The organism is Pseudomonas sp. SDO52101_S400 (assembly GCF_054071635.1).
Window position 1 is genome coordinate 85452 of sequence record NZ_JBSVWF010000010.1, and the last position, 24316, is coordinate 109767.

General features: G+C 59.0%; 15 protein-coding genes and 1 tRNA gene. 5 read left to right on the forward strand and 11 right to left on the reverse strand.

From position 1 onward, the window contains the following. The first annotated feature begins 65 nt into the window (after positions 1-65). Positions 66-581, forward strand: a complete 516-nt coding sequence (locus tag ACW9HX_RS07490) for a cupin domain-containing protein (RefSeq protein ID WP_457380098.1) — start codon at positions 66-68, stop codon at positions 579-581. A gap of 324 nt (positions 582-905) precedes the next feature. On the opposite strand, the gene ACW9HX_RS07495 is transcribed toward ACW9HX_RS07490, so the two are convergent. After that, the gene (locus tag ACW9HX_RS07495; RefSeq protein WP_265814443.1) at positions 906-1565 is read right to left on the reverse strand and encodes a carbonic anhydrase; all 660 of its coding nucleotides are present in this window, start codon (positions 1563-1565) and stop codon (positions 906-908) included. 202 nt (positions 1566-1767) lie between these two features. After that, positions 1768-2379 carry a dTMP kinase gene (locus ACW9HX_RS07500; RefSeq protein WP_457380099.1) on the reverse strand — a complete coding sequence of 204 codons (612 nt, stop codon included), beginning with the start codon at positions 2377-2379 and terminating at the stop codon, positions 1768-1770. A gap of 148 nt (positions 2380-2527) precedes the next feature. On the opposite strand from ACW9HX_RS07500, the gene ACW9HX_RS07505 reads away from it, so the two are divergent. The 3 genes from ACW9HX_RS07505 to ACW9HX_RS07515 all read left to right on the forward strand — a co-directional run bounded on the left by ACW9HX_RS07505 (position 2528) and on the right by ACW9HX_RS07515 (position 7709). Then, positions 2528-3661 (forward strand): aminotransferase class V-fold PLP-dependent enzyme, encoded by a 1134-nt coding sequence (locus ACW9HX_RS07505; protein WP_457380100.1) that lies wholly within the window; start codon positions 2528-2530, stop codon positions 3659-3661. A 271-nt stretch (positions 3662-3932) separates the two neighbouring features. Continuing rightward, positions 3933-6338, forward strand: a complete 2406-nt coding sequence (locus ACW9HX_RS07510; protein ID WP_457380101.1) for a glucose/quinate/shikimate family membrane-bound PQQ-dependent dehydrogenase — start codon at positions 3933-3935, stop codon at positions 6336-6338. Positions 6339-6422: 84 nt separating this feature from the next. Beyond that, the gene (locus ACW9HX_RS07515) at positions 6423-7709 is read left to right on the forward strand and encodes a carbohydrate porin (RefSeq protein WP_457380102.1); all 1287 of its coding nucleotides are present in this window, start codon (positions 6423-6425) and stop codon (positions 7707-7709) included. 121 nt (positions 7710-7830) lie between these two features. Here the strand turns inward: ACW9HX_RS07515 and ACW9HX_RS07520 are convergent, their stop codons facing one another. Continuing rightward, a complete protein-coding gene (locus tag ACW9HX_RS07520) occupies positions 7831-9765 on the reverse strand; it encodes a hypothetical protein (RefSeq protein WP_457380103.1) in 1935 nt (644 codons plus the stop codon). Between the two features lie 316 nt (positions 9766-10081). Between ACW9HX_RS07520 and ACW9HX_RS07525 the strand changes: the two genes are divergently transcribed. Continuing rightward, the gene (locus ACW9HX_RS07525) at positions 10082-11377 is read left to right on the forward strand and encodes an OprD family porin (protein WP_457380104.1); all 1296 of its coding nucleotides are present in this window, start codon (positions 10082-10084) and stop codon (positions 11375-11377) included. Here the strand turns inward: ACW9HX_RS07525 and ACW9HX_RS07530 are convergent, their stop codons facing one another. The 8 genes from ACW9HX_RS07530 to fdnG all read right to left on the reverse strand — a co-directional run bounded on the left by ACW9HX_RS07530 (position 11378) and on the right by fdnG (position 24151). Further along, the gene (locus ACW9HX_RS07530; RefSeq protein ID WP_457380105.1) at positions 11378-15007 is read right to left on the reverse strand and encodes an AAA domain-containing protein; all 3630 of its coding nucleotides are present in this window, start codon (positions 15005-15007) and stop codon (positions 11378-11380) included. Positions 15008-15097: 90 nt separating this feature from the next. Beyond that, a tRNA-Sec gene (locus ACW9HX_RS07535) sits at positions 15098-15193 on the reverse strand. Positions 15194-15199: 6 nt separating this feature from the next. Beyond that, positions 15200-17119 carry a selenocysteine-specific translation elongation factor gene (gene selB, locus ACW9HX_RS07540; protein ID WP_457380106.1) on the reverse strand — a complete coding sequence of 640 codons (1920 nt, stop codon included), beginning with the start codon at positions 17117-17119 and terminating at the stop codon, positions 15200-15202. Next, positions 17116-18522, reverse strand: a complete 1407-nt coding sequence (gene selA, locus ACW9HX_RS07545; RefSeq protein WP_457380107.1) for an L-seryl-tRNA(Sec) selenium transferase — start codon at positions 18520-18522, stop codon at positions 17116-17118. The genes selB and selA overlap by 4 nt, the downstream gene beginning before the upstream one ends. A 47-nt stretch (positions 18523-18569) precedes the next feature. Beyond that, positions 18570-19496: a formate dehydrogenase accessory protein FdhE gene (gene fdhE, locus ACW9HX_RS07550; protein ID WP_457380108.1), complete on the reverse strand. Its 927-nt coding sequence runs from the start codon at positions 19494-19496 to the stop codon at positions 18570-18572. Positions 19497-19499: 3 nt separating this feature from the next. Beyond that, the gene (locus tag ACW9HX_RS07555) at positions 19500-20153 is read right to left on the reverse strand and encodes a formate dehydrogenase subunit gamma (protein WP_457380109.1); all 654 of its coding nucleotides are present in this window, start codon (positions 20151-20153) and stop codon (positions 19500-19502) included. Continuing rightward, entirely contained in the window at positions 20150-21085 is a 936-nt protein-coding gene (gene fdxH, locus ACW9HX_RS07560; RefSeq protein ID WP_457380110.1) for a formate dehydrogenase subunit beta, read from the reverse strand. The genes ACW9HX_RS07555 and fdxH overlap by 4 nt, the downstream gene beginning before the upstream one ends. Then, positions 21086-24151: a formate dehydrogenase-N subunit alpha gene (gene fdnG, locus ACW9HX_RS07565; RefSeq protein ID WP_457380111.1), complete on the reverse strand. Its 3066-nt coding sequence runs from the start codon at positions 24149-24151 to the stop codon at positions 21086-21088. Between the last annotated feature and the right edge of the window lie 165 nt (positions 24152-24316).

Sequence of the window (24316 nt, forward strand, 5' to 3'; positions counted from 1 at the left end):
ACTACACTAAATGAGCCTTTAGTTGAGCTATGCAAAAATCTACTGTGAAGTCATTGGAGAAGGCAATGTCGAAACACCAGGCGAGCGCAAAAGACGTCATCGCAGCCCTGAAACTTGAATCTCATATTGAGGGCGGCTATTTCCGCAGGACATTTCAGGCAGACCATCGAGACATGCTCGAAACCGAGGGCGGCCCACGTTACCTGATGACGTCGATTTATTACTTGCTGACCGAGCAATCACCGGTCGGCCAGTTTCATTTCAACCAGTCAGACATCCTGCATTATTTCCATCTGGGCGACGCCATCGAGTACAGCCTGATTCACGCTGACGGCTCGTTGCAGACTCTGGTGATGGGTAGCGACGTTCTGGCTGGACAGCAACTGCAACTGCACGTACCGGGCGGAATCTGGAAAGCATCCAGGCTGCTGAATGGTTCGAAAGGGTTTGGCTTGATCAGCGAAGCGGTTTCACCAGGATTTGATTTCGCTGATATGGAAATGGGGAATCGGCAGAAACTCTCGGCGGAATATCCACAACATCGAGCGCTGATTGAAAAGCTGACGCGTGACGAGGGTTGAGCACGGCGCTTTTCAAATGAGGTATCAGCATGCATCGAGGATCAGATCCTTTGAGAGCGATGCTGGAGATTTAAATGGTGTGCGTAACCAGGCTGACTCCGTAATACTTTGTTACGTGTAATGTATATTATGTTAAATGATGTGTCAGGACGAAACTTTACGAATCCTGCTTGTGGCTGTCACTCATCCTTCTCGAACCTCGCCCACCCCGACGGTCTGATCGGGCCAGCTATCAAAAGCGCTGCATTCGGTGGTTCCCTTGCTTCGGGCCTGTGACTGGTTGGCCAGGACGAAGATATCTCCGTCCTGCCTCGTCGACCGCCGTTACACCTGATCAACGTTGCGCGCGGCAACGGCAACGGTGGTCGGTGATTCAGAAAGTTTGACGAAGCGTCGAGTCGCGCCATCCAGTGCGTCGATGCAACCCGCCTCGATGTCATAGACCCAACCATGCAGATTCAAGCGCCCCTGCTCGAGCGCGAGCGCCACCGATGGATGAGTCCGCAGGTTCGCCAGTTGCGCAATCACGTTTTCACGAACAAGGCCATCGAGTTTGTCACGCGGCGTATCGAACTCGTGTGCCGCATTGATCGCTTTCGCGGCGTCCGAGTGGCGAAGCCAGTTGGCAACGGCCGGTAGATGATCCAGGCACGTGCAGCGTGAAATCGCGCCCATGGCTCCGCAGTCCGAGTGGCCGCAGATCACGATGTCCTTTACGCCGAGCACGGCAACCGCATATTCGACGGTGGCCGAGACACCACCTGGTTCGGGACCGTAGGACGGCACGATGTTGCCGGCGTTGCGGATCACGAACAGCTCGCCCGGTTCACGCTGTGTGAGGAGTTCAGGTACTACACGACTGTCCGAGCAGGTGACGAACAACGCCTTGGGGTTTTGCTCTGTGGCGAGCTGCTTGAAAAGCTCGACACGCTGCGGATAGACCTCGCGCTGAAAACGCAGAAAGCCATCAATGATGTCACGCATGGAATCCTCCAAATCAAAATGCCGGATACCGACACGAGCACTCGACATGCCCTCGCGCCGCAATGGTGGTCATTATTGCAGACCTCGCGCGCATTGGATGTACTCAATCAACGGTGCGCGGTGCCTGTGGAGGCACTTGCCATCGTTGATCGTCCACGTGCGACGCTCAAGCTGGCTACTCGTCTACCGGCGCCTTTCTTGATCAGCTAAACAATTTATGGATCTCGGAAACCACCTGCATCGTCGCATCCTCGATCGTTCCTTCATTACGGCACAACACCCAGCCATGATCGGCAGCCGCTTGCTCGAACATCTCCGTACACGCCACATGCTCTGCGTGCTTCTGGATCACCGTACCGCCCAGTCCTCTGGATCGTGCCGTTGCCCTGGCCCATGAAATATCCGGCGCGGTGACGACTCCGACATGCAGGTCTGGCACCCGCACGTTTCGATCGAGATTCAACTGGAGAATCTCTGCAAACGGGACGGTATGGCGAAACGCGGCGTCAGACGGATACCAGCGATCGATCAAAATAATGCTGCCCAACGGCTGTTTAGTCAGCACGTGACGGGAAATCCAGCTCCGGCTATCAGCAAAGCGCTGACACACAGCCCACTCCAGGTCCCGGGAGTGATTTCTGGCCAGTTCGTTGACGAGGGTCATGGTGTCTCCCCGGTAAGGATCGCTTTTTCTCTCGCAAAGCCGGATGACTTTCTTGTTGTCGGCCCTCAGTACTGCCGTAACCGTTTCCAACAATGTGGTTTTGCCGGTTCCTTTTGGCCCATCCAGAGAGATAAACAGCGGACGATTCATTTTTCACACAACGATTGGGGCATTGATGAGCACTCTATCCTCATTTCTGCAATTCAATCAGCTCATCCCTGCCCTTTGCCTAGACTTGCTTCCCGATGATGTTCGCCAGACCTTTTGACTGCCAGGGAATCACATAAGGAGTCACCCCATGTCAAAGCTATATCCCGGAATCGACCCTGAAGGACTTGTCGAGTACTCCGTGGTCTACACCGACCGCTCGCTCAACCACATGTCGCAGTCATTTCAGGCGGTGATGAAGAACATTTCCAAGACCCTGAAACAGGTCTACAACGCCGACGCTGTTGCGGTGGTTCCGGGCAGCGGCACATTCGGCATGGAAGCGGTTGCGAGACAATTCGCCACCGGCCAGCAATGTCTGGTGATACGCAACGGCTGGTTCAGTTATCGCTGGAGCCAGATCCTTGAGACGGGCAACATCCCGGCGGCCACTACGGTGCTGAAAGCCCGACCGGTCGAAACGGGTCGCCAGGCAGCCTACGCCCCACCCCCTCTGGACGAAGTGCTGGCAGCCATTGCGGCTTCGAGGCCGCAGATTGTCTTCGCCCCCCACGTTGAAACCTCATCAGGGATTATCCTGCCTGACGAGTACCTGCGGGCCGTCGGCGACGCCGTGCATGCGGTGGGTGGCCTGTTCGTGCTGGACTGCATTGCTTCCGGCACACTTTGGGTTGATATGCACAAATGCGCAGTCGACTTGCTGATCAGCGCACCGCAGAAAGGCTGGAGCGCCTCGCCTTGCTGTGCCCTGGTGATGTTCAGTGCCTTGGCCCTCGAGCGCATCGAGCAAACGCAAAGCAGCAGCTTCGCCTGCGACCTGAAAAAGTGGCTGCAGATCATGCAGGCCTACGAACAGGGCGGACATGCCTACCACGCCACCATGCCCAGTGATTCCCTCGCACGGTTCAACGACGTAATGAAAGAGACGCAAGCCTACGGTTTCGAAAAGGTCCGCGGCGAACAGCAGGTTCTGGGTGATCGGGTGCGAGCAATGTTGACCGGCAAAGGCTTCAAAAGCGTGGCCGCAGCCGGCTTTCAGGCCCCAGGCGTCGTGGTGAGCTACACCGATGACGCTGATATCAAAAACGGTAAGAAATTTGCCAACCACGGCCTGCAGATCGCCGCCGGGGTGCCGTTGCAATGCGACGAACCGGCCGACTTCCAGACCTTCCGTATCGGTCTGTTCGGACTCGAAAAGCTTCACAACATCGAGCGTACGGTCAGCACCCTCGAGCAGGCACTGGATGAGGTGATGGCTGATTAAGTCCTCATCACGCCCACAGCAAACACTGTTCCCGCCGATCCTGTTCGGCGGGAACCACCAAGCCGTGATCAACCTGTCATAAATTCCATATCTGCTGGCAAATAAAAGACTTTTCCACCGTTCCAATAGTCCCTGAGGATCCGCGAGGAAAAGGCCAGCGTCGATCCGTCGCACCATTGAGCGCCAAAACCGCATTCATTCTGAATTAGTGATTTAACTAGGTAGTTACCTAACTATATAATGCCCTCCTCATTTCAACGGGACATTCAACGTGAAGCAGAGTCAACGCCTCTCGGGCATATCAACATTCATTCTGGTCGGGCTGGGCGTGATCATCGCCCTGCTCGGCTTGGCGCTTGCTTTTGGCGGCGTGAAATTGGTCAGCCTGGGAGGCTCCTGGTACTTCCTGGTCGGTGGTCTGGTCATGGCCCTGTCCGGTCTGCTGATCGCCCGTCGCAAGTCTGCCGGTGCCTGGTTGTTCGCCGCGTTTCTGCTGGGAACCGCCATCTGGGCCGTGATTGACGCAGGCCTGGTGTTCTGGCCTGTGTTCTCGCGTCTGTTCATGTTCAGCGCCGTCGGCCTGGCAGTTGCGCTGGTTTACCCAATGCTCAAGCGCGCCGATGGCGGCGTTCCGGGGCGTGGTGCGTACGGCGTTGCTGCTGTTCTGGCGGTTGGCCTGGCCGTAGCTGCCGGCAACATGTTCGTTGCGCACCCGACGGTCGCTCCAACCGGCACCGGCCCGGGCCTCACGCCGGTGGAACCGGAAAAAGCGCAGAAAGACTGGGCGCACTACGGTAATACCGAAGGCGGTAGCCGTTTCGCCGCGCTGGATCAGATCAACCGCACCAACGTCGACAAATTGAAAGTCGCGTGGACCTACCACACCGGCGATGTCGCCGAGAGCGACGGCAATGGCGCTGAAGATCAGCTCACCCCGCTGCAGATCGGCAACAAGGTGTTCATCTGCACCCCGCACAACAACCTGATTGCGCTGGATGCCGACACCGGTAAAGAACTCTGGAAAAACGCGATCAACGCCAAGTCCAAAGTCTGGCAGCGTTGCCGTGGCATGGCCTACTTCGACGCTGCGGCGGCAGTCGCCAAACCGGCTAGTTCGCCGGTTGCAGAAACTCAACCAGCACCCGCCGCCAACTGCACGCGCCGCTTGCTGACCAACACCATCGACGCCCGCCTGATCGCGGTCGATGCCGACACCGGCGAGTTCTGCCAGGGTTTCGGCAACAACGGCCAGGTTGATCTGAAGGCAGGTCTGGGTGATGTGCCGGACAGCTACTATCAACTGTCCTCCGCGCCGCTGATGGCCGGCACCACCGTGGTCGTTGGCGGTCGCGTGGCGGATAACGTGCAGACCGACATGCCTGGCGGCGTGATCCGTGGTTTCGACGTGATGACCGGTGCCATGCGCTGGGCGTTCGACCCGGGCAACCCGCAGGATAAAAAGGCTCCGGCCGATGGCAAGACCTATGTTCGCAGCACGCCGAACAGCTGGGCGCCGATGTCTTACGACCCGGCGACCAACACCGTTTTCCTGCCGATGGGCAGTTCGTCCACCGACATCTACGGTGTTGAACGCAGCAAACTCGATCACACCTACGGCGCGTCGATCCTGGCGCTGGACGCCAACAGTGGCGAAGAAAAGTGGGTCTACCAGACGGTGCACAACGACCTCTGGGATTTCGACCTGCCGATGCAGCCAAGCCTGATCGACTTCACCAAGGACGGCAAAACCGTGCCGGCGCTGGTGATCGGCACCAAGGCCGGGCAGATCTACGTGCTCGACCGCGCCACCGGCAAACCGTTGACCGACGTTAAAGAAGTCCCGGTCAAGGCGTCGAACATTCCGAACGAACCCTACTCGCCTACCCAGCCGAAATCCGTGGGCATGCCGCAGATCGGTGCCCAGCACCTGACCGAGTCGGACATGTGGGGCGCCACGCCGTACGACCAGTTGCTGTGCCGGATCGATTTCAAGTCGATGCGTTACGACGGCCTGTACACCGCGCCGGGCACTGACAAATCCCTGAGCTTCCCGGGTTCGCTCGGCGGCATGAACTGGGGCAGCATCTCCACTGACCCGGTGCACGGTTTCATCTTCGTCAACGACATGCGTCTGGGCCTGTGGATTCAGATGATTCCGTCGCAGAACAAAGGCCAGGCAACCTCCGGCGGCGAAGCGCTGAACACCGGCATGGGCGCTGTTCCGCTGAAAGGTACGCCTTACGCGGTGAACAAGAACCGCTTCCTGTCGGTGGCCGGCATTCCGTGCCAGGCGCCGCCGTTCGGCACGCTGACCGCCATCGACATGAAGACCCAGAAAGTCGCCTGGCAGGTGCCGGTCGGCACCGTTGAAGACACAGGTCCCCTGGGCATTCGCATGCACCTGCCGATCAAGATCGGCCTGCCAACCCTCGGCGGCACGCTGTCGACTCAAGGTGGTTTGATCTTCATCGCCGGCACTCAGGACTTCTACCTGCGCGCCTACAACAGCGGCAACGGTGAAGAAATCTGGAAAGCCCGTCTGCCGGTGGGCAGCCAGGGCGGCCCGATGACGTATGTGTCGCCGAAAACCGGCAAGCAATACGTCGTCATCACCGCCGGCGGTGCCCGTCAGTCGACCGATCGTGGCGACTACGTAATGGCTTACGCCCTGCCGTAAACCGCTGCGCCCTCCTTCACAATACTTGTGCGCGACACCTTCGGGTGTCGCGTCGTTTCATGTTCTTGGCTCTGGATTTCAGCAATGTCATTCGTTGTTCGCTTTACCCACACTGGCGTACTGCTCGCTCTTGCCTGCAGCACCGCCCTGCCCGCTTTCGCCGACACCGATTCGAATGTATTCACCCGGAACACCCTGACCGGCGACTGGGGCGGTCTGCGCCACCAGCTCGACGAAGACGGCATCAAGTTCACCGGTGACTACACCGGCGAAACCGCCTACAACGCCGACGGCGGCCTGCACCGATCCGCCCGTTACTCGCAGAACATCAAGCTCGGCGCGCAGTTCGACCTGAGCAAGATCTATGGCGTGGACAACGCCGGCAAGGTCCAGCTGACGATCAACGACCGTCGCGGCAACAGCGCCTCGGAAGATCTGGTCGGCAACCGTCTGCCGATCCAGGAAAACTACGGCGGCCTCTACACCCGCCTCACCGAATTGAGCTACGAGCGCACCCTCTTCACTCCGGCGCTGAACGTCAAACTCGGCTACATGGCCATGGGCAACGACCTCGGCGGCCTCGACAGCGGCATTCTGTGCAACTTCATGAACGCCGGTTTCTGCGGGCATCCGCTGAACATGTCCGGCGGCAGCGGCTGGACCAACTACCCCAACGCGCACTTGGGTGTGCGGGTGAAATACGACCTGTCGCCAGAATGGCAATTGCGCGTCGCCGCGTTCAACGTCGATCCCGAAAGCAACGGCAACTCCAGCCGCGCCTGGCACCTGGGCCCGAAACACACCACCGGCACCGTGGTGCCTGTCGAACTGGTCTACAAACATGCAGGCACCCTGCCCGGCGAATACAAACTCGGCTACTACTACGACAGCTCCGACGTGAAACGCATCGGCAGCGACAAGGAAGTGTCAGGTCGAGGCGGCCATTACCTGCTGATCGATCAGGCGGTGTGGAGTTCGCCAACGTCCGAGGGCCGCAGCCTGCACGCCTTCGGTCAATACTCGGCAGCCAGCGAAGCGGCGTCACCGTTCAGCAAGTGGTACGGCACCGGCGTAGTCCTGTACAAACCGTTCGAAGGCCGCCCGCGTGACACCGTCGCCCTGGGTTACGGCCGGGCCGTGCAAAACCCGCGCAGCCGCGACGTACAACAAGACGCCGCGCTGGCCAACGGCACGCCGCTGTCCAATCTGGACGGCGCTGAACAGTTGATCGAACTCGGTTACGGCTACCAGGCCACGCCATGGCTGACCCTGCGCCCGAACCTGCAGTACATCATCGAGCCGGGCGCGTTTTCCGGGCAGGACATCGACAATGCGTTGGTGGTGGGCCTACAGGTAAAAGCGGCGTTCTGAAATCGAGACCCACTCGGTGAAATCTTCGCGCGGGTGGGAATCTGCTTTTCCGAGTCAGAATCAGACCGATGCATCTGCCACGGGAAACTGAATCTGTTCAGAAGTGGATAACAACAGACAGTTACTCCGAAAATCGCGGGGCCAAAAAATGCAGCGTTTTACCCCCTGCTATCTCAACTCGATCGGCCATTCCAGAAGCAAGTATCGTAGGGGTGCGTTTCAACACTTTGATACCTTCCTGCTTCAGATAACAGTGATAGGCGTGATAATAGTCGAGCCCTTCGCGGAAGAAGTAAGGGCTTTCTTCAGTCCCGTCGCCGAAGATATCTCGCCCGTTTTTCAGCTTTTGTCCATCCGTGATTCGCATTGATTTAATGCTTTCACCGAGGTTTTGTTCCTTGATCTGTAAGGTCTGGAGAAGTGGCCCAATGATTATCACCTCTACCTGCCGCTCCATCATTGCATCGAAACCGCAGTAGTCAGAAAGCATGATTGTCAATTGCGCCTCTAACTTTTTGTGGCTGTTTTTCCATCCTTCGCCTCCGGCCCCCAGCAAGTCGCCGCCTGTAGCTACTGTTCCGTGCATGATATGGGACAAGAGCCCGTATACCTGCAAAGTACCAGGGTGTCTTGACTCCAGCGCCTCAATCGGAAGCATCACGTTGTAGTGTTTTTTGACAGTGTCCTTCCATAAGGTCCGCCATCCGGAAGGTATACCTCCAGATTCTGAAGTCCCCGCCAATACACGAGACAGCTGTTTCACAGCACTAGTGATTGCAGTCGCGATCTTTCCGTCATTGGGCGCTTGCTTCTGAACATCATTCCACATGACTCGCAACTTTTTGCTGAGCTCGACCGCCAGCGCATGGTGCTCAAGTATCGAGCGCACCACGAGTGCGGCCCCCAACACATTCTGCGTGTTGATCAAATGAGCAGCATGGCGTGACATTACAGTCACCTTGTACTCAATCAAATTGATGCTGAAGCAAAGCCCCGAAACCAATACGGGTAGGCTTGTTTTGCTTTGGCTATTCTCAACGTCAACATTCAGTGAGGCTACCAGTTCGGTCAGTTGATGCTCTTGCATTACAAGATGGGAATATCTGTTTACTCCCGATAATGTACGGAAAGCTTGTGGCCAATGCTGTGGAGCAATCGAAGCGGTGCTCAGTACGTGGATCGCTTCCACGTCCGTTGGCCAAGGTGCTTTGATATTCCAGTTACTTTCGCATTTACCCAGGTGACGAAATGTATCTGCTGCCTTTTCAAGTGCTTCTTCCCAGCCCTCCTCAAGTATTTTTTTGTCATTCAACCCAGGGACCGTCTTGTCCGCCAACGTAAAATACGGATCTTGTGTAGCCTCCTCCCCACTTTCATGGGCCCAAGGCAATGTAAAAAAATCATCGTAAACAGCGATGAACGCCTCGGCCAGGACTTGAGCAGCTTCCAGGCTCTGTGGGCGGACAGACAGAACATGGCTGCCGTAATTTGGATGCACGTACTCGCTGAGCTGCTCGAAGGCTTGTTTGAGAGGTTCCGGGCGTAAATCCGCCAGATCCTTGTCCGACGATTTTTCTTGCAGTTGTTCGGAATCCTTGGTTGCTGTGCGAGGCAAAACCCGTCTTTGCAATGTACAGATTGCCTCTTCGATGGCGTCACTGTTCCAATTCTCCTTCGGCGTCGATAGAACGGTCGCGGCGACGTGCAGAACATCCAGTTCTTCGATCTGTGTACGCAAAGCCATAGCACTCAAATGAAGGTCGCCGGTACTTGCAGCGTACTCAAGCAAATGTTCCAGAAGAATCCAGCGTGGCCATACGCTGGCGTTCAGAATTGGCTCCAGGTTGTTTTTCAAGAATTCCGGAGTGAGCGTCTGCCCAACAGCTCCCTCAAGTGCGTCTGGGGAGTTTACAAATGCCTCCATATCCGCCAGGGAGGGAGGTAATTGTCGTCCTGCCTGGCGCATGGCTGCGAGCTCATCAACCTTTTGCATCATCTCTGGAAATTGAGTATCCCAAAGTGGACGCCATGGTTTGAATACGGGGGCTGTCAACATTAGCTACTCGCTTTTCTGAAGGATGATGCAGGTGAGGATGTCATTGCCGTGACGCGGCAATAAAGGCGTGAGTTGCGATTTGTGATTTTTTTTTCGAGCATGATTCATCTCGCGATCCTTTCGTAGTGATGTCCTGTCGAGGACATCGATTCCATTCTCAAGATGTAAATTGTGCCTGCATTCAACGTTAATGGCTTGATGATATCAAGCGGATGATTGCCAATCATGCAAAGCAACTCAGCACATATGCGCAATCAACGGATGCCTGGATTTGTGACTATCAACGTACTTCCCCGCTATTGCTGGTTGCTGAGAAATGAAGGGCTATCCACCATTATGTATCGCATTGGCCGCAGTATTTTGCGCGACGACTGAGGCGGCTTCCGGTAGTAGATTTTTTGAAGAGGCCAAATCCGACCTGCTCAGCCGCAATTTCTTCCTGAGCAACGACTATCGCTCGCCCTCGCCCAGCGGCAAGAACTACAAACAGGAATGGGCTCAGGGGTTTATCGGCACTTTCGCATCCGGTTTCACCGATGGAACGATCGGTTTCGGCCTTGATGCGCATGCCTTTTATGGCCTAAAACTGGACGGCGGTCGGGGACATTCGGGCACCGGTCTGTTGCCGGTGGACAGTGACGGTCGCAGCGAAAGCGACTACTCCAGCGCAGGCGGCGCCCTGAAATTGAAGGCCTCGCGCACCACCCTCGCCTTCGGCGAAATGACCGTCGAGACGCCGGTGTTCGACACCTCGGACAAACGCCTGCAACCGGAATACGCCACCGGATTGCTGCTCAATAGCCGCGAAGTCGACAACGTAAATCTGGTGGCCGGGCATTTCACCGCGTTCAAGAACCAGGACAGTTCTTCAGGTAAAGGCGATTTTCAGGGCTACGGCGCCAGTACCAGGGCCGGCGGGATCAGCTTCATCGGCGCTGACCTGTTCACTGACAACCCGGTCGGTGGTGCGCTGTACGCCTCAGACCTCAGCGAAACCTGGCACCAGTACTACGCCAACCTGCATTTCAAACAGTCCGGCGTGCTGCTCGACGCCAACGTCTACCACACCCGCGATACCGGGCAGGCCCTGGCCGGGGAAATCGATAACACCGCGTTCAGCCTCTCGGGCAAATACACCTTTGGCGCCCACGCGGTGATGCTCGGCTGGCAACGCATCAACGGTGATACGCCGTTCGATTTCGTCGGTGGCGACTCGATTTACCTGGCCAACTCGATCAAATACGCCGACTTCAACGGCGCCCACGAACGCTCATGGCAAGCCCGCTATGACCTCGATTTCGTAACGTTCGGCATTCCCGGCCTCAAATTCATGACCCGCTACGTCTCCGGCAGCCAGATCGACGGCACCCATGCCCCCAAGGGCGGCGCCTACAACCCGTTCGACGCGGACAGCGGTCAATACCAGCCGCAACAAGGAGATGGCGGCAAACACTGGGAACGCGACATCGATCTGCGCTACATCGTCCAGTCCGGCACCGCCAAGGATCTTTCGGTGCAGCTGTCCCACGTCTCGCACCGGGCCAACAGCGCCCAGGCGGGTGATGACATTGACCGGATCTACGTGGTGATTCAGTACCCGCTTGGGTTCTGATCAGCGCAACGGCGATAGCCCCTCGTTACGGCTTGCAATGCGTGACTTCAATTGATTGATCAGCGCAGGATCCCGCAGCTCGACACTTGTTTCCCTGCGCAATGCCAACGGCTTGCCCGTCGAGATTTCGCAGTAACGGTAATAACTGTGCGAAAGCCAGTTCCAGCTTCCAACCATCGCGAGCTGATCATCCACCATCAGGATTTTCTCGTGCGTACCTTCGGGAAGGCGGATGACGTTCTCGGCGCCGAGCTTGTTTCGATAGGCTTTGATCAAGCCGATTTCACCGTCATCGGCATTGGGATGCTCGATATGGTCATGCCCGTAATAGACCTTCACTTCAACACCACGCTGCTGCGCCGCTTGCAGCAGCTTGAGCGGTGGGTGGTTCGGACTGATGCCCTGGCGAATCCACGGCACCACCGCAACGAAAGAGCGCTGACTGGACGTTACAAGCGATTCGAATGCCTGGATGTGCTCGCAATCGAAATAGTGCCGGATGCCACCCGGCGCGACGCCGGTAAAGGACGGGCTTTGATGCTCCATGCTGACGAAAAACGAGGCAGAACAGGCACGCGCCATTTTTTCCAGTGATTTGCCGGCGCTTAACAAGCGATGCTGGTTACCGACAACGATGAACTGTTGCTTGGCTCGCGATACGGCGACGTTCAACAGGTTGGGCTTGCCATTCTGGAACTGATCGCGATCGGTCCGTTGAAAAATCACCGGAGAGTAAATGATCACCTCGAAACCCACCCCCTGAAACTGGTGGACCGAACCGATTTTCAGCGCCTTGCGCTGGGCGAGTCGCTCGCCATAGGCCTTGATCAACAGGTTCTTCTGGTTCGAGTACGGAGTGATGATGCCAACGTCTCGGGTGAGGTCATAGCCTGCGCCTTCCAGCTTGTCCAGCAACAGCCCGATTGCCTCGACTTCATCCTGATTGGTATTGGGCATCGGGCCTTTGCGACCTTCAACGCCATAGAACATCAGATTGAAGCCGCCCATGTTGTCGGATGCCGCCTGGATTCGTGGTTCTGCAGGCTGCGTGCACACCTGAACTCCGCGATAGCCGGCAATTTGCATGAACAACTCGGCGATGGCCGGTCGGCAACGCCGATGCTCATCGAGAACAATGCCATCGCCCATATCGTCGACTGCACCGGACAAGGTCCCGGCAGCACGATGGTAAGCGGTCACGAGCATCGGTGACACCGCTTCATACAGGGTATTGTCGACGAAGTATTGGTCCTTGAGTTTGCCGGCCATGGCCGAGCCCAGCGTGCGTATCGGCTCGATCTGCAGCGGGTCGCCCACGACGATGCTTCTTTCGCTTCGCGCCAGTAATGGCACCAGCGACTCCGCGGAAACCATACCCGCCTCATCCACCAGACTCAGTGCGTAGGGAGTGAACCCGTTGAGGTCAGCGAGTTTGTATCCGGGCAGTTTCTGCACCGATGCCAGCGTCGAGGCCATGACCGGATAAGCAAGGCTGATCAACCGATAGAACTCTTGCAGCTTGTCCTTCCATTTGTAAAAACCTCTGTCGGTCTGGCCGTCGAGCATATTGCACCAGAGCGGCAACACCTGCCCCAGTGCCTCTTTCTGCCGAAGCAGCTCCTGCCAGAGAAAGTCAATGGCGTCTTCGAACAGCGAGCGCTGTTGTGTGATGAAGCGCAGTCGCAACACTTCGATCCAGTCGCCTTCCGGAAACTCAGCGTAAAAGCTGTCACGGGCCGCCTCGTAACGATGCCACTCGCTGGAGCGTTGTATGACCTCGGCAATGGCCTTGGCCAGCAGCTTGAGCGAGGTCTCCCTCGCGGGTTCGGGCGGCCCCTGCCTCAAGGTTTGAAATACTTGCTCAGCATTACCGGCGCTGAAGACGTCACCCCGATTGCGCGCCAGTTCTGCCAGGTGTGCATGATCGAGGCCGTCGATGCCATAGGCCGTCATGTCCTCTGGGCAATTCTTCTTCAGGTGATCGAGCGCACGGGCATATTTGCGGCGAGACATCCACGCTCGCAGCGATGCCATGAAGCCTCTCGGGTAGTCGGCAAAATGGTGGTGAAGTGTTTCACTGAGTTTGCTCTCGAGCCATGGCTGATAGGCCGTCTCCTCAAATGGAGCATCAATGAGTTTGGCGTAGCTGCGGGACAAGTGATCTTTGGCTCGCGTGTATCTGACTTTATCGACAGCCAGCGCCTCCAGTGCGCCGTTGCAGTGGCTGGTTAAAACTCGGTAATCCAGCGACGACTCCTGATGGTCGATCAAACCCAACGCCTTGCTGCTTTCGCGCACGCTACGCATCAATGCGTCCAGTCGCTCGCGAAAGCTTTCGGGCGAAAGTTCCGAAAAGGCTGAGCGGGCCTCCCCGAAAGCTGCAAGCAATCGCAGGAACTTCACGTGAAAACCATCAATCGTTTGCTGGATCGCGACGATCCGGTCCGCCAGACTTTTCTGCTTTTCCTTGTCGTAGGATTGCTCGTCGAGTTGGCGTAAAAGCACGTGCACCCGATCGATTTCAGAGGTGACCTGTGCCTTGTCCCCGCACAGGAAATAGAACCACTTGAAATCTTTCAGGCAAGGGTCGTCACGCAAATCGTCAATGACGTTCTCCACCGCTTTTTTGGCTGTCGAAGTCACGACTACGCCGAGGTTTCGGTCTTCCCCGGCGATACACGCCAATGCCCTTTCGACGATCCGGCTGGCGATCAACGATTTGAACAAGGTCGTTTTGCCTGTGCCTGGCGCCCCTTGCACTGCGACCAGCGGTACGCCGCTGGCAACCTGGGTCAACGTTTGCATCTGCCCCCTGCCCAGAGGGTATTTGCTCTCGAACAGGCCATACGGAAAACGTGAGTATTGATTGCGTGGCGCAGGGTTGCCGAGTGAACGTTGCAATATGTAGCGCTGCAATAGCGGTGAGGTTTTCAGGTCGGGGCGTTGAAGCAGGACCTTGTAATCCTTGAGTTGCTCGCGAGAGTTGAAGTCGCTGATCACTGGCGGGCAGATCAGCGCGGTAATGGCTTTTTCCAGGTGCACATCGGCAATATCGTTGCGGATGGCCTTCAACCCGGCAAGGCGATGATTGATCCAGGCCAGGAACGTGCGGAACACCGCGACGAAGGTTTCTCCCTGTTTTCCTGTGCAGGCAGCTGCCAGGCTCATCATGTGACGCTCGGCGCCCAACTCCTGAATATCAACGTCGAGGTACGCCCGAAACGCGTCGATATCGGGGACCACTTCGATCCCTTGCTTGACCGGGACGCACAGACTTAATTCAGACTGGGCATGCCAGTTATCAGGTAATGAGTAACGGAACAGCGGAACAAAGAATGTCTGTTTTCCCTCGACCACGCGCAGCAGCGGAAAGCCGAGTTGCAGGGCTTCAGACTGAGTCGTGCCCTCCTCGCTCTCTTTGACATAGCGTTCTGCGAGCACCCGGGTCTGCTCGGCAGACAGTGAAAACCGGAATCCCGTCGAGTCCTCTTCGACATTGTCTGGAGAGAGCCTGACGTGTTGCTCCTGATAAACATCGGTTTCCTTCACCCGGCTCTTGGCCAGGCCAATAGCTTCGACAAAAGCACACCATCCGCGAAGTACGTCCATGTCTTGCTGATTGCCTTGCATTGATCCATCCGAACCTGAAGCGAAAAGAAGGGCGATTCTACGACAGTGGCTTATTGATGGCACCCATCGAGCTTGATTCGAACAGTTAATTGGCGGAAGGCAGCCGGAGTCGAACCTGCCCGGGAACGGATGCCGTCCCCAACCGGGTTTGAAGCCCGGCCGCGCCACCGGGCGCGATTGCCTTCCTTGAACTCAATCGGCGCCAGGGTTGGCCAGCGCGTTGTCGAAGCGAATTTGCCGGCCAGTGCCTAGGCGTCGGGTCAGGCCGATGCGGTCGAAGTATTCGAGGATCTGGATACTTCGCTTGCGTCCCAAGCCTAGCGCATCGCGGAACGCCGTGACTTGAATCGGCGGATTTTCTTCACCCAGACGCAGCAGCACCGCCGCCATTTGCCGCACGGTGATGTCGGTGAAGAACAGGTCTCGCACCACTTGGTGCATCACGCCCAGCCGCGCCAGTTTGCGCAGCAACAGCCGGACGGTGGCGTCGTCCTGGCCCACAGTTTTGGCCACGTCGCGTATCCATGGCGGGTCGAAACCGGCCTGTTCGAACAGCGGCTGCAATGTTTGCCACAGGGTTTCGTCGTCAGCATTCAGCCGCACCTGATGTTCCGGCAAGTGCAGCCACGGGCCACTGGCGGTGAGCGAGCCGGCGCTGCGCAGTTCTTCCAGCAGGCTGATGAAGGTCGAGTGCTCGATGTTCAGACCGCTGAAACGCCGCAGACGGTCACGATCAGGGCCCATCTGGTCGGGCTCCAGCTCATGGAAACGCGCCAGTTGCTCCAGCAGCGTGAACTTCAGAATGCCCCAGCGCTGGGCATTGAACAGCCTCTGCCCCTGACGGGTGTCGATCAGACGGACGTTGTCCGGCAGGGACCAGCCTTCACGCGGACGGTTGAAGTGACGCTCCAGACGTTGCGGGTCGAGGCCGCTTTCGCTGTATTCCAGCAGCGTTGGCAGCGCTTGCTCCAGGTTTGAGCTGATCGCCAGCGCCCGCAATTGCGCCAGACGCCCGGGGCTGCGCCGTTGCCGGGCCGGGGCGAAAGGGTCGAGCAATTGACCGCCGCCGAGCGTGCGCTGGGCACTCGGATCGCGCAGGATCAGTCGGTCGCCCTTCACGCCGTGCACCGGGACATTGGTCAGCAGTTGCGCGAGCATGCGCTCGCCCGGACGCAGTCGTGGGCCTTCGAGCAACGCCACACGGGCAATTACGTCTTGCGTGCCGAGGTGCAGGTGCACGGGCTGAAAGTGTTCGAAGGTGCGCGTCTCATCGGGCAGCAACTGGAAATCGATATCCAGACGTTGAGTCGGCGCAAACAGCGCTTCGGCGAGTAGCCACTGGCCGCGATGGATGTGCCCGAGTTCCAGGCGATCGGCGCTTATGTTCAGGGCCACACGTTGCCCGGCAAACGCCAGTTCTGCGGGTTGATTCTGCGCGTGCAGCCCCCTCACCCGTACCGTTTTGCCGGACGGCCCGAGGCTCAGTTTGTCGCCCACCGCGACCACTCCCGACAGCGCCGTGCCCGTCACGACAATCCCGGCACCGGCCACGTTGAATGCACGGTCGATGGCCAGACGAAATCCACCCTCGCGACTACGCTTCAACACTTCACTTTGCGCCTGCAACAATGCCTGGCGCAGTTCATCAATGCCCTCTCCCGTCACACTCGAAACCGCCAGCATCGGCGCTCCGGCAAACGGGCCGGGCGATAACAGGCTTTCGATTTGTCGGCGAACCTCCTGCACCCTGCCCGCCTCGACCCGATCACACTTGGTGATCGCCACCAGACCCCGTGGAATCCCCAGCAACTCGACAATCGCCAGATGCTCACGGGTCTGCGGCATCACGCCGTCATCCGCCGCCACCACCAGCAACACCAGATCGATGCCTTGGGCGCCGGCTAGCATGTTGTGGGTGAATTTCTCGTGCCCCGGCACATCGATGAACCCGGTCAGCCCTGCTCCGGGCGCCAGCTCGGCGTAGAGATAACCCAGGTCGATGGTCATGCCCCGCTCGCGCTCCTGCGGGCGGCGGTCGCCGGCCTGTCCTGTCAGGGCCTGAAGCAGCGAAGTCTTGCCGTGGTCAATGTGCCCGGCAGTGCCGACGATCATGTCTGCAACTGCCCGAGCTGCGCCAGCCAAGCCGGTTCGTCGTCGAGTTGCCGCAGATCCAGCCACAGCGCGTCATCGTCGATCCGACCGAGTACCGGTATCGGTAACTCGCGCAACGCGGTCTGCAGATTCAACAGAGAGCGCCCACGCAGGCGTTTCGAAACCTGCGGTCGAACGCACAACGCGGCACTCGGCAGACGCGCCACCGGTTGGCTGCCGCTGCCGATCATGCCCAGCGCAGTGACGGCAGTAACTGTCCAGCCTTCACCGAGAACCCTGGCCAACAAAGGTTGCAGGCGTTCAGCCTGAGCCAGAATGTCATCTTGCGGGCGGGTCAGCAGGCGCAAGGTCGGCAACCGCTCGGCCAGGCGATCCGGATCGCGATAGAGCCCGAGCACCGCTTCCAGCGCGGCCAGCGTCATCTTGTCGACACGCAACGCGCGTTTCAGCGGGTTCTTCTTGATCTTCGCGATCAAGTCCTTGCGCCCGACAATCACCCCGGCCTGTGGCCCTCCGAGCAGTTTGTCGCCGCTGAAGGTGACAATGTCCGCGCCATCGAGCAAGGCCTGACGCACCGTCGGTTCCGCTGGCAGTCCCCAGCGGGTCAGGTCCAGAAGACTGCCGCTGCCAAGGTCTTCGAGCAGTGGCAAGCCATGACGATGGGCCAGATCAGCCAGTTCGGCCGTTGGGACGCGAGCGGTAAATCCTTCGATGCTGTAGTTGCTGGCATGCACGCGCATGACAAGGCCACTGCGTGGGCTGATCGCCGCTTCGTAGTCGCGGGCATGGGTGCGATTGGTGGTGCCGACTTCATGCAGGCGCACCCCGGCGCGGGCCATGATGTCGGGAATGCGGAAGGCGCCGCCGATTTCGATCAGCTCACCGCGAGAGATGATGCCTTCCTTGCGTGCGCCGAGGCTGTTGAGAGTCAGCAGCACGGCGGCGGCATTGTTGTTGACCACGGTGACGGCTTCGGCGCCGGTCAGCTCGCGGATCAGGCCTTCGATCAGGTCATCACGGTCACCGCGCTTGCCGCTGGCCAGGTCGAACTCCAGATTCAGCGGATAACGGGCCGCCAGTTGCACGGCGTCGATGGCTTCTTCCGGCAACAGTGCACGGCCCAGATTGGTATGCAACACGGTGCCCGTCAGGTTGAACACCCGCCGCACCTGACTGCGCTGCTGTATCGAAAGACGTTCGGCGACTCTGCCGGCCAGCGCTTCAGGACTTATTTCAACGGCGGACAATTGCCCCGCCACGACCGAATCGCGCAAGTCGTCGAGCAACTGACGCAAAGCCGCCAGCAGCGCCTCGCGCCCGTGCCGCTCGGCCACGGGTTGAAAGGCGTTGTGACGCAACAGACTGTCGATGGAAGGTAAACGCTGGGCAACGCTGGCAGGCATCGGACACTCCGGAAAAAGGCCTTTGCGCCAGAGTGTAGACGCTGGGTTCATTCGTCTCCGGGTGCCAGCAACAGATTCGGTGCCAGCCGCTGATAGCCGTCCTGAGCCAGGCGCATGTCCAGCAGCAGACTGCTCAGATCCGCCGAGAGCGCCTCGCCCTCCCCGTCGTTTTCCAGATACAGCAATTTCAGATAGCTGTTGCAACTCGGGCAGACCTCGGCCCGCAGCGGCGCCTGATTGGCGGCGTGGCGATCGTCTTCCAGGCTCAAGTACTCAAGCCCTTTGCTCTGCTCGCAGTACACGCATTTGACCCGGACCACATGCCATTCGCAGGCACAAAGCGAACACACCAGATAACGCAAGCCGTTGTGCTTGCCACGGTGACGGATCACGCCGGCCATCGCCGGCGAACCACAGGCCGGGCACTGGCCGAGGCTGTTGCCGGGCGCCAGCTGCAGGTGCGGTGCGCTGAGCAGCCAATGGCTCCAGGCCGTTTGCAGCGCCGCGCCGAGAAATGGCACCAGCGCCGCCGGCACCAGCGAATATTGGCCGCTGACCAGCGCCACGGCCCAGGCCCGCAACTGACCGGTGCTGGCAAGTCGCAACGTTGTCAGCGCTTCGGCGACGGCGGATTGTTCCGGTACACCGTAGCGTTGCAGCAAGGCATCGAGATACGCCCGCCAGCCGTCCTCACGAATCAAGGTGTCGGCGGCGAATGGCGGCATGCCGTGTTGCCGGCAGACCTCAATCCGTTGCTCATCGATCGGCCCGGTCGAGGGCGGATCGTCGAGGATCTGCTGTTGCACGCGACACAATCCGGCGATCAGCCGCAGATAATCGGCCAGCGGATGCCCGTCGGCCAAATGTTCAAGACGCTCGGCGCGCAGACTGAACATGTTGTGCGGCGGCAAATGCAGAAACGGCGGCGCACTGGCCGCCGCTTCGATTTCCCCGGGTTCAAGAATGGTTGGCAAATGTCAGCCCTTTTTGGTGACCGGTCGCTCCGGTGTTTCCTTGGAAACCACCTCGCGATACCAGAGTGAATGATGTTTCTTCGCCCAGGCCCGGCTGACCCAGCCATGCAGCATTGCGTCCACCGAGCCCTTGATCCAGATACCGGCATAGATGTGCACGATGATGCTCAGAATCAGCACAAACCCGGCCAGCGCGTGCAGCAACATCGCCCAGCGAATTGTGCTGATGCCGAAGTAATGACTGAAATACGCGCGCCAGATCACCAATCCGGTGAACAACAACCCGAGCATGCACAGCAGTAAAGTCCAGAACAGCATCTTCTGCCCGGCGTTGTACTTGCCCACCGGCGGCACGGTTTCCTCGTCGTTGACCAGCACCCGGTCGATACGCCGCAGCCATTTCCAGTCGTTGTCGATAAAGAAGTTGGAGCGCCAGAAACGGAACACCAGACCAAGGAAGAACACGAACATCAGCACGCCCATGAACGGATGCAGAATCCGCGTCCACGGCCCGCCACCGAACAGGTTGGTCAGCCAGAACATCGAAGGATGAAACAGTGCCAGTCCCGAAAGCCCCGCCATAAAGAACAGAATCGCCACCAGCCAGTGGTTGGTGCGCTGGTTGGCGGTGTAGCGCAGGATCGTCTTGTTGCTCATGGCCGGTCCTCCCCGCGTGGATCGAAGGTGTGCACCGCCGGGTCGACAACGTGCACCGACGTGTCGGGCGGCTCGGGATGGTCATCCTCCTCGGTGCGATTCGGGCCGATCCGCACGTAATGGAAGAACCCGGCCAGCACCGCCGCGCCCATGGCCAACAGCCCCAATGGTTTGCTGATGCCTTTCCACAGACTGACCAAAGGACTGATTGCCGGATTGTCCGGCAAGCCGGCGTAGATCTTCGGCGTGTCGGCATGGTGCAGCACGTACATGACGTGGGTGCCGCCGACGCCTTCGGGGTCGTAGAGCCCGGCGTTGTCGAAACCACGGCTCTTGAGGTCAACGATGCGTTCGGCTGCGTGGGTCTTCATGTCTTCTTTCGAGCCGAAGACAATCGCCCCGGTCGGGCAGGTTTTCACGCAGGCCGGCTCCAGCCCCACGGCCACCCGGTCTGAACACAGCGTGCATTTGTAGGCCTTGTGGTCCTTCTGCGAAATGCGCGGGATGTTGAATGGACACCCGGTGATGCAATAACCGCAACCGATGCAGTGATCCTGATCGAAATCGACGATGCCATTGGCGTGCTTGATGATCGCCCCGGGACTCGGGCATGCCGCCAGGCAACCGGGCTCGGCGCAGTGCATGCAGCCGTCCTTGCGGATCAGCCATTCGAGGTTGCCGGCGTCGGTTTCATGCTCGGTGAAGCGCATCAAGGTCCATGACTCTGCGCTCAGATCCTGCGGGTTGTCGTAGGTGCCGTGATTGTGGCCGACCTCGTCGCGCAACTCGTTCCATTCCGAGCACGCGACCTGGCAGGCCTTGCAGCCGATGCACTTGGTGGTGTCGATCAGCTTGGCGACTTCCTCCTGATTGCGCACCGAGGGGGCCGGTGTCGTAGTGGCCGAGCGGGCAATGATGTCTTGGCTGGCCATTTATAGTTTCTCCACGTTGACCAGGAATGACTTGGATTCCGGGGTCTGTGTATTGCCATCCCCGAGGAACGGCACCAGGGTGTTGGTCAGGTAACCGTGGCGCGTCAGGCCGGTGAAACCCCAGTGCAGCGGGATGCCGATCTGGTGAACCACCTGGTTGTTGACCTGCAACGGCCGGATCCTTTTGGTCACCACTGCCACCGCTTCAATGAACCCGCGCTTGCAGCTCACTCGCACCCGGTCGCCGGCAACGATGCCCTTCTCTTTGGCCAGCACTTCGCCGATTTCCACGAACTGCTCCGGTTGGGCAATCGCATTCAGACGGCAGTGCTTGCTCCAGAAGTGGAAATGCTCGGTCAGCCGATAACTGGTGGCGGCGTACGGGTAATCCTTGGCCACGCCGAGGCTGTCCCATACCGAATCGAAGATCCGTGCCGCCGGGTTGCTGGTGGCTTTCTTGTTGTCCGGGTGTAACGGGTTGATACCGATCGGCGTTTCGAACGGCTCGTAGTGCTCGGGGAATGGTCCTTCGTTCATCTTGTCGACGGCGAAGAACCGCGCCACGCCTTCGGGGTTCATGATGAACGGGTTCATCCCGGCTTCCGGCGGCACGTCGGCCTTGTAGTCCGGCACGTCGGTGCCGCCCCAGGCCTTGCCGTTCCACCACACGAGGCGTTTTTTCGGGTCCCACGGTTTGCCCGAAACGTCCGCCGAGGCGCGGTTGTAGAGAATCCGCCGGTTGGCCGGCCAGGCCCACGCCCAGCCCTGATGCTGATGCATGCCATAAGGATCGGAATTGTCGCGCCGGGCCATCTGGTTGCCGGCCTCGGTCCAGCTGCCGCAGAAGATCCAGCAGCCGGATGCGGTGCTGCCGTCATCCTTGAGCTGAGCAAATGCAGCCAGTTGCGAGTTGCCCTTGATCACCGCGCCGGTGGCGTCAGTGAAATCAGTGGTGGCGTAGCCATTGACCTCCTTGGCGATTTCTTCCGGCGACGGCTCTTCGGGAACCTTGTACGGCCAGGAGAGTTTGAGGATCGGATCGGGATAAGCCCCGCCCTCGGTCTGATAACGCTGACGCAGGCGCATGAACAGCTCGGTCATGATCCGCACGTCGGTGCGTGACTCGCCCGGACCATCGGCGCCTTTCCAGTGCCATTGCAGCCAGCGGCTGCTATTGACCAGCGAACCGTCCTCTTCGGCAAAACAGGTGGTCGGCAGGCGAATGACTTCGGTCTGGATGTCGGCGCTTTTCACATCGTTATACGGCCCGACGTTCTCCCAGAACTGCGAGGTTTCGGTGGCCAGAGGGTCCATCACCACCAGCCATTTCAGTTTGGCCAGTGCGGCCATCACCCGGTTCTTGTCCGGCAGCGCGGCAATCGGGTTGAAGCCTTGGCACATGTAGCCGTTGACCTTGCCCTGCCCCATCAGGTCGAACACCTTGAGGATGTCGTAGTTGGGGATGTCGAGTTTCGGCAGGTAATCGTAGGCCCACTGGTTTTCGGCAGTCGCGTTGGCGCCGTACCAGGCTTTCATCAGGCTGACGTGGAACTTGCTGTAGTTCTGCCAGTAGGACAACTGCCCCGGCCGCAGCGGCAATTGCGTGCGTTTCTTGATGTAGGCGCTGTAGTCCTGTTCGGCGTCGGTCGGCAGCGTCAAGTAACCCGGCAACGAGTTGGACAACAGACCAAGATCGGTAAGACCCTGAATGTTCGAGTGCCCGCGCAAGGCGTTGACCCCGCCACCGGGCATGCCGACGTTGCCCAGCAACAACTGCACCATCGCTGCGCTACGGATGATCTGCGAGCCGATCGAGTGCTGGGTCCAGCCCAGCGCGTAGAGAATGGTCATGGTCTTGCCCGGCGTCGAGCAAGTGGCGATTTCCTCCCAGATTTTCTTCATCGCGTCGACCGGCATGCCGCAGATCTGGCTCGCCAGGTCGATGTTGTAGCGGCTGTAATGCTGCTTCATCAGCTGATAGACGCAGCGCGGGTCCTGCAGCGTCGGATCGACTTTGGCAAAGCCGTCCTCGCCCAGTTCGTAACCCCAGCTGGATTTGTCGGTATAGCTGCGCTTGGCCGCGTCGTAACCGGTGAACAGTCCGTCCTCGAAGCCGAATCCGGCTTTGACGATGAACGACACGTCGGTGTAGTTGCGCACGTACTCGTGCTGGATCTTGTCTTCGGTCAGCAGGTAATTGATCAGCCCGCCCATGAACGCGATGTCGCTGCCGGTGCGAATCGGCGCGTAGTAATCGGCCACGGACGCGGTCCGGGTAAACCTGGGGTCGACCACAATCAGCCGCGCGGCGTTTTGCGCCTTGGCTTCGGTGACCCATTTGAAGCCGCACGGATGCGCTTCAGCGGAGTTGCCGCCCATCACCAGGATCAGATTCGCGTTGGCGATATCGGTCCAGGTGTTGGTCATGGCTCCACGGCCGTACGTCGGGGCAAGACTTGCCACCGTCGGGCCGTGTCAGACACGCGCCTGGTTATCGAACCCCAGCATGCCGAGACTGCGAACCACCTTGTGGGTGATGTAGCCCGCTTCGTTGGACGCCGCCGACGCTGCGAGGAACCCGGTGGTCAACCAGCGATTCACCGTTTGCCCCTGGGCGTTCTTCTCGACGAAATTGGCGTCGCGGTCGGCCTTCATCAGGTCCGCGACGCGGTCGAGGGCTTCGTCCCAGGTGATCCGGGTCCATTCGCTGCTGCCGGGCTTGCGCACCTGCGGGTACTGCAAGCGGCCGGGGCTGTGAATGAAGTCCAGCAGGCCGGCGCCTTTCGGGCACAGGGTGCCGCGATTGACCGGATGGTCGGCGTCGCCCTCGATATGGATGATGTTTTGCGCAACGTTCTTCGCGGCATCGCCCTGGCTGTACATGATCAAGCCGCAACCGACCGAGCAATACGGGCAGGTGTTGCGGGTTTCATGGGTGTGGGCAAGCTTGAAGTGGCGCACCTGCTCGGCGAAGGCGAGCGTCGGGGCCATGCCCAACGCGCCCAGGCTAGAGCCTGCAAGGCCGATACCGGCGACCTTGAAGAACTGACGACGGCTGAGATCCATCGTGCACTCCTGATCAGGTGGAACCCGGTACTGATGCCGGGTTTTTTCTGGACAATCACGGTTGCGGCAGGGGAACTGCCGATCCCCTAACTCTAGACAACACCTCGCAACCCAGTGTGAAAACCGACCGTCGGCCATTCATCGGTCACAAGTTCGCGCCCACAG